Annotated in this window: 2 protein-coding genes; one reads left to right on the forward strand and one right to left on the reverse strand. The window is 69.7% G+C overall.

Going from position 1 to position 12,309, the window contains the following annotated elements:
• A partial coding sequence (locus ABD329_RS46370; RefSeq protein ID WP_344318086.1) for an amino acid adenylation domain-containing protein occupies window positions 1–11,338 on the reverse strand: 11,338 nt, incomplete at its 3' end.
• Between the two features lie 533 nt (window positions 11,339–11,871).
• Between ABD329_RS46370 and ABD329_RS46375 the strand changes: the two genes are divergently transcribed.
• Window positions 11,872–12,309, forward strand: a 438-nt coding sequence (locus ABD329_RS46375) for a condensation domain-containing protein (RefSeq protein WP_344318087.1), incomplete at its 3' end; no start/stop codon positions are given.

Raw genomic sequence — 12,309 nt, forward strand, 5'->3', positions numbered from 1 at the left:
GTGCCACCTGCTCCTCGAACAGCTCCGGCAGCACCCGCCCCGCCCCGGCCGCCGCCACCGAGCCACCCGTACCCCAGCCCAGCAGCCGCCCCCGCTCGTCGTGGCCGAGGAGATCGATCCGGCTCAGGGCCTGGTCGGGACGGTCCGCGACGGCGTCCAGCACACGCAGCAGGCGGTCGACGATCGCCCGGGCCGTTCCGTGCTCGAAGAGGTCGGTGGCGTACTCGAGGCTGCCCCGGATGCCGTTCGGCTCCCCGCCCTCGGCGGTGTGCGTCTCCGCGAGCGCGAAGGCCAGGTCGAACTTGGCGGTGTCGGTGGCCACCTCCAGTGGCTCGGCGGCCACTCCCGGCAGGGAAAGCTCGGTCGCCCGAAGGTTCTGGAAGGTGAGCATCACCTGGAACAGCGGGTGCCGGGCCAGGGACCGGACGGGGTTGACCGCCTCCACCACGCGTTCGAACGGGACCTCCTGATGCGCGTACGCGGCTCCGTCCGTCTCCCGTACCCGTTCCAGGAGGGTCAGGAAGTCAGGGTCCCCGCTGGTGTCGGTGCGCAGCACCAGCGTGTTGACGAAGGGGCCGACCAGGTCGTGCACGGCCACCTCGTCGCGGCCGGCGAACGCCGTGCCCAGGGGAATGTCCGTTCCGGCGCCGAGCCGTGTCAGCAGGGCGGCGAGGGCGGCCTGGACCACCATGAACACACTGGCGTCCTGGGAGCGGGCCAGCCGGGCCAGCCTCCGGTGCAACGGGGCCGGAACGGCGATGTCCACGGTCGAGCCCTGGTGTCCGGCCACCGGCGGCCGTGGCCGGTCCGTCGGCAGCGGGAGTTCCTCGGGCAGTTCCGCGAGCGTTTCCTTCCAGAACGCGAGCTGCCGGGAGAGCACACTGTCATCCCGGTCCTCCGCACCCAGCACCTGGCGCTGCCAGAGCCCGAAGTCCGCGTATTGCAGCGGCAGAACGTCGCTCCAGCGCGGTTCGGAACCGGCCGTACGAGCTCGGTAGGCGGTGGCCAGGTCGGCGAAGAGCGGTTCCAGTGACCAGCCGTCGGCGGCTATGTGGTGGACCACGACCAGCAGCACATGCTCGTCGTCGCCCTGCGGGAACAGGGTTACGCGCAGCGGCAGTTCGGTGGCCAGGTGGAAGCCACGCCCGGCCTCCTCCGCCAGCGCCGCCGTGAGTATGCCGTCCGAGCCACGTCCGGCCGAGGTCGCGGTCGAGCTCCCGGTTGACGTCCCGGTCAACGTCTCAGCTGAGGGCCCGGCCGAAGTACCGGCCGAAGCCCCCGCCGAAGTCCCGGCCGCGCCCCCGCCCGAGTCCGCTTCGTCGGCCACCGGTCGTACGTCCCGTACGTCCCGTACGACCGCGTGCAGCGCGGACCGGGCCGCGTCCGGGCCCAGGACCCGCTGCCACGGCCGGCCGTCGTCCCCGTGCGGATAGACGGTCCGCAGCACCTCGTGCCGGGCCACGACGTCCCCCGCCGCGGTCATCAGCGCCTCCCGGTCCAGCGGGCCGCGGAGCCGCAGGCCGACCACGATGTTGTAGGTCGCCGCCCGATCGCCCTCCAACTCCTCCAGGAACCAGAGCCGTTGCTGGGCGTACGACAGCGGCAGGCGGCCCGTACGCGGCATCGGCCCCAGCGGCGGGCGAGCCACGGCCCGTTCCGCGCCCCGGATCGCCTCCGCCAGCCGCTCCACCGTCGGCGCCTGGAACACCGCACGGATGCCCAGATCGACGCCGGTGCGCGTACGGACCTGCCCCATCAGCCGCATCGCGAGCAGCGAATGGCCGCCCAGCTCGAAGAAGCTGTCCGCCACGCCCACCTCGGGCACGCCCAGCACCTCGGCGTACAGCGCGCACAACAGCCGCTCCCAGGGAGAGGCCGGTGGCCGCCCCGCGCTCGGGGCGCCCAAGGGGCCGGGCGCGGGGAGCGCCTTGCGGTCCAGCTTCCCGTTCGCCGTCAGCGGCAACGCGTCCAAAGGGACCACCGCCGATGGCACCATGTGTTCCGGCAGCCGCTCGCGCAGCCAGGAGCGCAGCTCGGCCGGTGCCGGTTCCTGGCCGGGCCGGGCGACGGAGTAGCCGATCAGCCGTGGGTCACCCGGCCGGTCCTCGCGGACCGTCACGGCGGCCCGCGCCACGTGGGGATGCGAGCCCAGCACCGCCTCGACCTCTTCCGGCTCGATCCGGAATCCCCGCAGCTTGACCTGGTGGTCGGCCCGGCCGAGGTACTCCAGCCGCCCGTCCTCGTCCCAGCGCACCAGGTCGCCGGTGCGATACATCCGTGACCCGGCCGGGCCGTACGGATCGGCCACGAACCGCTCGGCGGTCAGGCCGGGATGGTCGAAATACCCGCGGGCCACGCCCGATCCCGCGATGTGCAGCTCGCCCACCACACCCGGTGGCAGCAGGCCCAGGTGCCGGTCCAGGACGTACACGCGCGTGGTGTCCAGCGGCGTCCCGATCCGCGGCGCGCCGTCGTCATCGGCCCGGACCGTGCCCGTCGTGCACCAGACCGTGGTCTCGGTGGGCCCGTACAGGTTCACCACCTCGGCGCCGAGAGCCAGCAGCCGGCGCGCGAGCGGGGCGGGCAGCGCCTCGCCACCGCTGAGGACCCGCACCCCCGACAGCACCCTCCCTTGGCCGCCGCCGTCGGGCACCTCGCCCAGCACCGCCTGCCACAGCGTGGGCGTGGCCTGCGCCATCGACACCCCGTGGCGGCTCACCAACCCCAGCAGCGCGGCGGGGTCGTGCGTCTGGGCGGCCGAGGCGAGGACGATACGGGCCCCCGCCACGAGCGGCATGAACCACTCCACCATCACCACGTCGAACGATGGTGTGGAGGCCGCCAGCACCGCGTCCGACCCGGTGAGCGGTGCGCGCCGGGCCATGGCCCGCAGAAAACGGCCGAGACCGCTCCGGGACGCCACCACACCCTTGGGCCTGCCACTGGAACCCGAGGTGTAGAAGAGGTACGCGGGGTGGTCCGGCAGCAGGGGGCACCTGCGGTCCGCGTCCGTCAGGTTGGCCGCCCCCGCTCCCGCCAGCCGGTCCGCGGTGTCCTCCGCGTCCAGCAGCAGCCGTGGCATCGTGGCCGCCTCCGCAGGCAGGGTTTCGGCGATCGCTTCGGTCGTCACCAGGAGGGTCGGACGGCTGTCGGTGAGCATGAACGCCACTCGCCGCGCCGGGTAGCCCGGGTCGACGGACACGAAGGCGGCACCCGCCTTGAGGACGGCCAGCGCCGTGATGAGCAGGTCCGGGCCACGGGGCAGGGACAGCGCGACCCGGGTCTCCGGGCCCGCGCCCGCCGCGACGAGCACCCGGGCCAACCGGTTCGCCCGCTCGTTCAACTCCCCATAGCCGAGCCGCCGTTCCTCGAACACCACGGCCACGTCGGCCGGGGTGCGCTCGGCCTGGCGCTCGAACACCTCCGGCAGCAGCACCGTGTCATCGGCTCCGGTCGCACCGGACGAGGCGTTGCCCCACCGCCGCAGCAGGCGCTCCCGCTCGGTCGGGGCCAGCACGTCGAGCTGCGCCACCGTCCGCCGCGGGGCGTCCGCCACGCTCTCCAGCACCCGGACCAGACGCCGCGCGAGCTCCCGCACGGCCGCGTCGTCGAAGGCATCGGGACGGTAGCCCAGCTGGAGCCGCAGGGACTCGCCGGGGATGACGACCAGGGCCAGTGCATAGTGGGTGGCGTCCCGGCCGGTGCTGCCCACCACCCGCAGCCCGTCCTCCGGCGCGCCGACCCGCTCGGGCCGCACCGGATAGTTCTCGAAGACCAGCACCGTGTCGAAGAGCTCGCCGACCCCCGCGAACGACTGCACCTCGCTCAGCCCCAGATGCTGGTGCTCCGACAGCGCCACCTGCCGCGCCTGCACCGCCTCCGACAGCTCCATCAGCCCTTGCTCCGGGACGAGTTGCACTCGTACCGGCAACGTGTTGATGCACAGGCCGACCAGGGACTCGACACCGGGCACCTCCGGTGGCCGCACCGCGGCCGTGGCCCCGAACACCACATCGTCGCGGCCGGTCAGCCGACCCAGCAGCAGCCCCCACGCCACCTGTACCAGTGTGTTCAGTGTCAGCCCCGAGGAGCGGGCGCGCCGGGTCAGCCGTGCCGTCAGCCCGGCGGGCACGTCCAGGTGGAACTCCCGGGGGACCACCGCCGTACGCCCGTACGCCTCCGGGGCCAGCAACGTCGGCTCCGCCACCCCGGCCAGCGCCTCGCGCCACGCCTCGCGGGCCGCGGTGGCGTCCTGCGCGGCGAGCCAGGCGAGGTAGTCGCGGTAGGCCGCCGGGCGGGGCAGCAGACCGTCGTCCCCGGCCTCCCCGTAGAGGAAGAACAGCTCCTGCACCAGGACAGGCGTCGACCAGCCGTCCAGCAGGATGTGGTGGTGGGTCATGACCAGACGGCTGCGCCCACCGCCGAGGTGGAACAGGGTGAACCGCATCAATGGCGGCCGGGTGAAGTCGAACCGGGTGGCACGGTCCTCCGCCAGCCAGCGTTCGTACTCCCCGTCCTGCTCGGCGGGGGAGAAGCAGCTGAGGTCGATCTCCTGCCACGGCGTCGGCGCATGGCGGGGCACGACCTGAACCGGCCTGGACAGCCCGTGGTGGAGGAACCCGGCCCGCAGATGGGGATGGCGGAGCAGCAGAGTGTCCACCGCCCGCCGGAAGCGGACGCCGTCGACGTCACCCTCGAGATCGAAGGCGAACTGCACCATATAGACGTCCGGCGCCGCCTCGTCGTACACGGCGTGGAAGAGCAGTCCCTCCTGCAACGCGGTCAGTGGCAACGTGTCGACGGCACCGGGAAACGTCTGCTCCACCGCGGCCACGTCCTCGGTGGTGAGGGAGGGCAGCGGGGGCGTGGCGGAGGCGGCCGGGGCGTCCGTCGGGGCCGGGGCGCCGGACGGCGGGGCGAGGCGCGCCAGGGCGGCGGGCGACTGGTGCTGGAAGACCTGGCGTGGGGTGAGCACCAGCCCCTCGCGGCGGGCGCGGCTCACCAGCTGCATGGACAGGATGCTGTCCCCGCCCAGTGCGAAGAACCCCTCCTCCACGCTCGGCTCCGGCACCCCGAGCACCTCGGCGAACAGACGGCAGAGAATTTCTTCATTCGGTGTCGATGGCGGGCGCCCACCGGCTCCTTGGCCGCTCGGGGCGGGCGCGGGCAGCGCCGCGCGGTCGAGCTTGCCACTCGGGGTGAGGGGCAGCGCGTCGAGGATGACGACCGAGGAGGGCACCATATGGGCCGGTAGTCGCTCCGCCAGATACGACCGCAGCTCCTCCGGGGACGTATCGCGATGATCCGGGCTGGTGGTGGTGTAGGCGATGAGGTGTTTGTTGTTGTGTTGGTCGTGGTGGAGGGTGGTGGTGGCGTGGGTGATGTGGGGGTGGGTGGTGAGGGTGTTGTCGATTTCGGCGGGTTCGATGCGGTAGCCGTGGAGTTGGATTTGGTTGTCGGTGCGGTGGTGGTAGTGGAGTTGGTGGGTGGTGGGGTGTTGGGTGGTGAGGTCGCCGGTGCGGTAGAGGCGGGTGCCGGGTGGTCCGTAGGGGTTGGCGATGAAGTGGGTGGCGGTGTGGGTGGGGTTGTTGTGGTAGCCGCGGGCGAGGGTGGGGCCGGTGATGTAGAGCTCGGCGGGGGTGCCGGGTGGGGTGGGTTGGAGGTTGGTGTCGAGGTGGTGGGTGGTGAGGTGGGGGAGGGGGTGTCCGATGGGGCTGGGGGTGTTGGGGGTGTGGTGGGTGTTGGGGTTGAGGTGGTGGTGGGTGGCGTGGATGGTGGTTTCGGTGATGCCGTACATGTTGATGATGTCGGTGTGGGGGTGTTGTTGGTGGAAGGTGGTGAGGCGGGTGGGGTCGAGTGTTTCGCCGCCGAGGATGATGCGGTGGAGGGGGAGGGGTTGGTGGTGGTGTTGTTGGTGGGTGTTGATGAGGTGGTAGAGGGCGGTGGGTGTTTGGCAGAGGGTGGTGATGTGTTCTTGGTGGATGAGGGTGATGAGGTCGTGGGGGGAGCGGGTGGTGTGGTGGTTGGGGATGATGAGGGTGTGGCCGTGGAGGAGGGGGGCGAAGATTTCCCAGACGGAGAAGTCGAAGGCGTAGGAGTGGAATTGGCACCAGGTTTGTGGGGTGTGGTCGGTGAGGTAGTGGTGGGTGGCGGTGAGGAGGTGGATGAGGTTGGTTTGGGGGATGGTGACGCCTTTGGGGGTGCCGGTGGAGCCGGAGGTGTAGATGAGGTAGGCGGGGTGGCGGGGGTCGGGTGGTGTGGGTTGTTCGGTGGGGGTGAGGTTGGTGGTGGGTTGTTGTTGGAGGTGGGTGGTGGTGTGGGGGTGGTCGAGTAGGAGGGAGGGTGTGGTGTGGGTGGGGAGGGTGGTGGTGATGTTGGTGGTGGTGATGAGGGTGGTGGGGTTGCTGTCGTGGAGGAGGTGGGTGAGGCGTTCTTGGGGGTAGTCGGGGTCCAGTGGTACGTAGGCGGCGCCGGTTTTGAGTACGGCGAGGATTGCGGTGATGGTGTGTGTGGAGCGGGGTAGGGCCAGGGCGATGCGGTGTTCGGGTCCGGCGCCGTTTTTCAGCAGGAGTCGGGCCAGTTGGTTGGCTCGTTCGTTGACCTGGCGGTATGTCCACCGGTGGTTTTCGCACACCACCGCGATCGTGTCCGGGGTCCGTTCCGCCCACTCCTCGAACAACCCCGACAACGACACCTTCGGGTCGGCCACCGCGACGCTCGCGTCCCGGCGCGGTACCAGTCGCTTCCGCTCGTCGTCCGAGAGCACATCGATCCGGTCGACGTTCTGACCCGGATCGTCGGCGATGGCCTCGAGCACGCGGACCAGCCGCTGCGCCACCGTCCGCATGGCCGGGGCCTCGAACACATCCGGCCGGTAGCCGAGGCGCAGCCGCATTCGTTCGCCCGGGACCACGACCACCGCCAGCGGGTAGTGGGTGGCGTCCTGACCGTCGGTGGCCGTCAGCCGCAGTCCGGCGCGGGCCGCCTGCGCATGGGCCCCGGCGCCCAAGGGGTAGTTCTCGAAGACCACCACCGTGTCGAAGAGCTGCCCCGTTCCGGTGGCGGGCCGCAGCTCCGACAGCCCCAGATGGTGGTGCGCGGAAAGGCCACCGTGCTGGCGTTGTACGGCCGTCAGCAGCTCCTCCACCGGTCGGCCCACCGGCATCCGGACACGTACCGGCACCGTGTTGATGCACAGCCCGACCAGTGACTCGATGCCCGCCACCTCCGCCGGGCGCACCGCCACCGTCGTACCGAACACCACGTCGTTCCGGCCGGTCAGCCGTCCCAGCAGGATGGCCCACGCGCTCTGCACCAGCGTGTTGAGGGTGAGACCCATCCGCCGGGCACGCTGGGCGAGTTGGGCGGTTCGCTCCGCCGACAGATCGACGGCCACCTCGTCGGGTGCCACGTTCGTACGGCCCGGATCGGCCGGTGCCAGCAGGGTGGGCTCCTCCACACCGGCCAGCGTCGTGCGCCAGGCGGCGCGGGCCGCGTCCTGGTCCTGCCGTCGCAGCCAGTCCAGGTACTCCCGGTAGGGCACGGCGGCGGGCAGGCCCGAGTCGTCCCCGTCCCGCTCGTACAGTGTGAACAGCTCCTGGACGACGAGCGGTACGGACCAGCCGTCCAGCAGGATGTGGTGGCTGGTCATCACCAACCGGTACTGATCCGCGCCCCAATGGACGAGGGCGAAGCGGATCAGTGGCGGCCGCGTGAGGTCGAACCGTGTGGCGCGGTCCTCGGCCAGCCACTGCTCGAACGCTGCGGGGCGCCGCTCCTCGGCAACGTCGCTGAGATCCAGCTCGTGCCAGACGGAGGGGACGGCGGGTGCCACCACCTGCACGGGCCGGGACAGTCCGTGGTGATGGAAGGACGCGGCCAGGTTCGGGTGGCGGCGCAGCAGGGCGTCCGCCGCCCGCCGGAAGCGTGGGCCGCTGACCTCCCCTTCGAGGTGGAAGGCGAACTGCACCAGATAGACATCCGGGGCCGCCTCGTCGTACACGGCGTGGAACAGCAGTCCGCTCTGGAGAGGTGTCAGCGGTAGCAACTCGGCGGTGTCGGCGGCGTGGGTGCCTTTGGCTGTCAGGCTGGGGCACTCCGCCGACAGGCTCGCGTATTCGGGCGGGGTGAGGGCCACCAGAGGCGTTGCGTCCCCAGCTGTGAGCTCCTGAGAGGGGACCGCCGTGCCGTCCCCGGAATGGGTGACGGAAGCGAGCCCCTCCGGCGTCCGGTGCTGGAAGACCTGCCCCGGTGTGAGGACGAGTCCCTCCGAGCGGGCACGGCTGACCAGCCGCATGGCGAGGACGCTGTCGCCACCCAGGTTGAAGAAGCTCGTGTCCGCGCCCACGTCGGGGATCCCGAGCACCTCACCGAAGAGCGCACACAGCCGTGCCTCCAGGGGCGTGGCCGCCGACCGCCCCGCAGCGAGCACCGAGAAGTCGGGCGCGGGGAGGGCCGCGCGGTCCAGCTTGCCGTTCGCCGTCAGTGGCATCCGGTCGAGCGCGATGACCGCCGAGGGCACCATGTGGGCGGGCAGCCGCTCGCTGAGATACGACCGGAACGAGGCGACCACCGCACCGTTCCCGTATGTGAGTCCGGGCTCGTTGGCGTAGGCGGAAGCGGGGCGGCGGGGTGTGGTGGAGGGCGGTGCGGCGATGCCGAGGGTGGGGAGGCCGGCGTTGAGATCGATGAACACACCGTCGAGACGCCCTTCATCGGCCGCCCAGCGCAGCGCCAGGTCGTAGCCGCGCGCCTCGGCGAGCCGGTGGAGTGCTTCCGGGTCCGGCTCGGTGTCGGGCTCCGTGTCGGGATCCGTGTCGGGCCCTGTGCGCGGCTCGGCGTCCGGCTCCGTCTCCGAACCCTCGTGCCCGGCCGTCGGGGCCGCTGGCGTGAGGTGGCGCCGGGCGTCGTCCGGGTCGGCACCGGTGTCGATCTGGTGCAGGGCCGTGAGCTCGCCGGTCAGCCGGGTGTTGGGGATGCCGGTCACCCGCAGCGCTCGTGGGCGGCGGCCTCCCGCCAGCGCGTCGCGCAGGTCGTCCACCGTACGGATGTCCTCACCCCACCGCAGGTGCGGCGCATGCTCGGTGGCGAGGGGCGTGACGGGGTCCTTGGTGAGGATGACGTCGTAGCGGTGCCGGGTGAGTTCATTGCGCGCCGTGCCGCGCTTTACGCGGACGTCGATGGCGCCGATGGCGGGCACGGCGGATGTGAGGGTGGTGAAGTACTCCGGGTCCACCAGGAGCTCCCGCTCCAGGCGGATGGCGTTGTCCACGGTGGCACGCAGACTCTCCGGCGTGGTCCCCGCGGGCGACTGGGTGAGGGCGACCGCGGTGGCGAAGCAGCGGAGCAGACGGAAGTTGCGTACGTCCCCGATGAACAGCTTCCCGCCGGGCTTGAGGGCCGCCATGGCCTGGGTGATGACATCGGTCAGGTAGTCGATGTTCGGGAAGTACTGGACGACGGAGTTGATGACGACGGTGTCGAAGTGCCCCTCGGGCAGCGAGCTGAAGTCATGCGCCGGCCGGCACTCGAGCGTCACCCGGTCGTCGCCTTCGCCCAGCGTGGGGTCCTGCGCCACACGCTGCTCCAGAGCGGCGATGGCGGAGGCCGAGACGTCGGTGCCCCAGTAGCTCGCACAGTCCGGAGCCAGACGTGACAGAAGCAGTCCGGTGCCGACCCCGATCTCCAGGACATCGCGCGGGTCGAGCGCGCTGATGCGGTCCACGGTCGTGGCCAGCCATTCCCGCATCTCCGGCAGGGGGATGGGCCGCTGGTCGTAGCTGCTGTCCCAGCCGACGAAGTCCTCGCTCAGCGAGGTGGCGGCCCGGTCCCCGTAGAGGGAGTCGTAGACCGCGCGCCACTCCTCCACTTGCCGCTCCACCACGTCCGCCGCCCGATAGAGGCTCCGGTTGGTGGTGGTGTAGGCGATGAGGTGTTTGTTGTTGTGTTGGTCGTGGTGGAGGGTGGTGGTGGCGTGGGTGATGTGGGGGTGGGTGGTGAGGGTGTTGTCGATTTCGGCGGGTTCAATGCGGTAGCCGTGGAGTTGGATTTGGTTGTCGGTGCGGTGGTGGTAGTGGAGTTGGTGGGTGGTGGGGTGTTGGGTGGTGAGGTCGCCGGTGCGGTAGAGGCGGGTGCCGGGTGGTCCGTAGGGGTTGGCGATGAAGTGGGTGGCGGTGTGGGTGGGGTTGTTGTGGTAGCCGCGGGCGAGGGTGGGGCCGGTGATGTAGAGCTCGGCGGGGGTGCCGGGTGGGGTGGGTTGGAGGTTGGTGTCGAGGTGGTGGGTGGTGAGGTGGGGGAGGGGGTGTCCGATGGGGCTGGGGGTGTTGGGGGTGTGGTGGGTGTTGGGGTTGAGGTGGTGGTGGGTGGCGTGGATGGTGGTTTCGGTGATGCCGTACATGTTGATGATGTCGGTGTGGGGGTGTTGTTGGTGGAAGGTGGTGAGGCGGGTGGGGTCGAGTGTTTCGCCGCCGAGGATGATGCGGTGGAGGGGGAGGGGTTGGTGGTGGTGTTGTTGGTGGGTGTTGATGAGGTGGTAGAGGGCGGTGGGTGTTTGGCAGAGGGTGGTGATGTGTTCTTGGTGGATGAGGGTGATGAGGTCGTGGGGGGAGCGGGTGGTGTGGTGGTTGGGGATGATGAGGGTGTGGCCGTGGAGGAGGGGGGCGAAGATTTCCCAGACGGAGAAGTCGAAGGCGTAGGAGTGGAATTGGCACCAGGTTTGTGGGGTGTGGTCGGTGAGGTAGTGGTGGGTGGCGGTGAGGAGGTGGATGAGGTTGGTTTGGGGGATGGTGACGCCTTTGGGGGTGCCGGTGGAGCCGGAGGTGTAGATGAGGTAGGCGGGGTGGCGGGGGTCGGGTGGTGTGGGTTGTTCGGTGGGGGTGAGGTTGGTGGTGGGTTGTTGTTGGAGGTGGGTGGTGGTGTGGGGGTGGTCGAGTAGGAGGGAGGGTGTGGTGTGGGTGGGGAGGGTGGTGGTGATGTTGGTGGTGGTGATGAGGGTGGTGGGGTTGCTGTCGTGGAGGAGGTGGGTGAGGCGTTCTTGGGGGTAGTCGGGGTCCAGTGGTACGTAGGCGGCGCCGGTTTTGAGTACGGCGAGGATTGCGGTGATGGTGTGTGTGGAGCGGGGTAGGGCCAGGGCGATGCGGTGTTCGGGTCCGGCGCCGTTTTTCAGCAGGAGTCGGGCCAGTTGGTTGGCTCGTTCGTTGACCTGGCGGTATGTCCACCGGTGGTTTTCGCACACCACCGCGATCGTGTCCGGGGTCCGTTCCGCCCACTCCTCGAACAACCCCGACAACGACACCCTGTCCGGATCAGTGCATGCGGCAAGCGCTGTGTTCTCCACCATTCCACCCAGCCAATTCATCGGGGAGTCGCATCACTTAGAGGGACGCGTGAGGGTAGTTAACCGAATCCAGTGGTTATCTGAATCAGTGGTTATTTGAGTCCAGCCCGGTTTTGAGTGTCCTTGCCCGCTTGTACCAGCGTCGCCGGACGACATCTCATGGGCAAGTGAATGGCAGCTTGGTGCAGTGGCGACCCCGCCGTCTTCGCCAGTCCACCCTGGTGTGTCTCGCTGATATCAACAGAGAGAAAGACCAGGTCAGGAGTGCTGTATCGATGCATTCTGAGAACCAGTGAAGGCACCTAGGTGCCACCTGTCCACATTGCCGGTAATCGCCGAGAAGAATGCCCATTGGAATGTTCTGACGTCTATTCAAGATCGTTGACGGGCTCGCCCGGCTCGGTTACGTTGAATTATTCGGACAGAGTGAATGCCCGCGTGTCCTCCGCACTCCTCGTTGCTCCTTCTTCTCCTTATCCATCTCCGTGCGATCTGCGAAGTGCATCAGTGCGAGCGGTCCGAACAGGGGGATTCCCATGGTCCGATCCCGGATCGAAGAGCTTCTGCCGCTGACCCCGTTGCAGGAGGGGTTGCTGTTCCACGCGGTCTATGACGATGGCGCACCGGATGTGTACATGGTGCAGCTGATCTTCGATCTCGACGGTCCGGTGGACGCTCAGCGTCTTCGGTCGGCGGCGCAGGCGATCGTGGATCGCCATATGAGTCTGCGTGCGGGATTCATGACGCGCGGAGTGCCTCGGCCGGTACAGGCCATCGCGCGGCGTGTGCGGGTGCCGTGGCGGGAGGAGGATCTGCGGGGCCTGGCGGAGGACGAGGCGCGGGATGTCTTCGAGCGGTGGCTGACGGAGGACCGGGTCGACCGTTTCGACCTGGCGCGGCCGCCGTTGCTGCGGTTCGCGTTGTTCCGCTTCGGCGAGGACCGTTTCCGGTTGGTGATGACGAATCACCACATC

Origin of the sequence: Streptomyces javensis, assembly GCF_039525925.1 — a bacterium.
In the GTDB taxonomy this organism is placed as follows: domain Bacteria; phylum Actinomycetota; class Actinomycetes; order Streptomycetales; family Streptomycetaceae; genus Streptomyces; species Streptomyces asiaticus.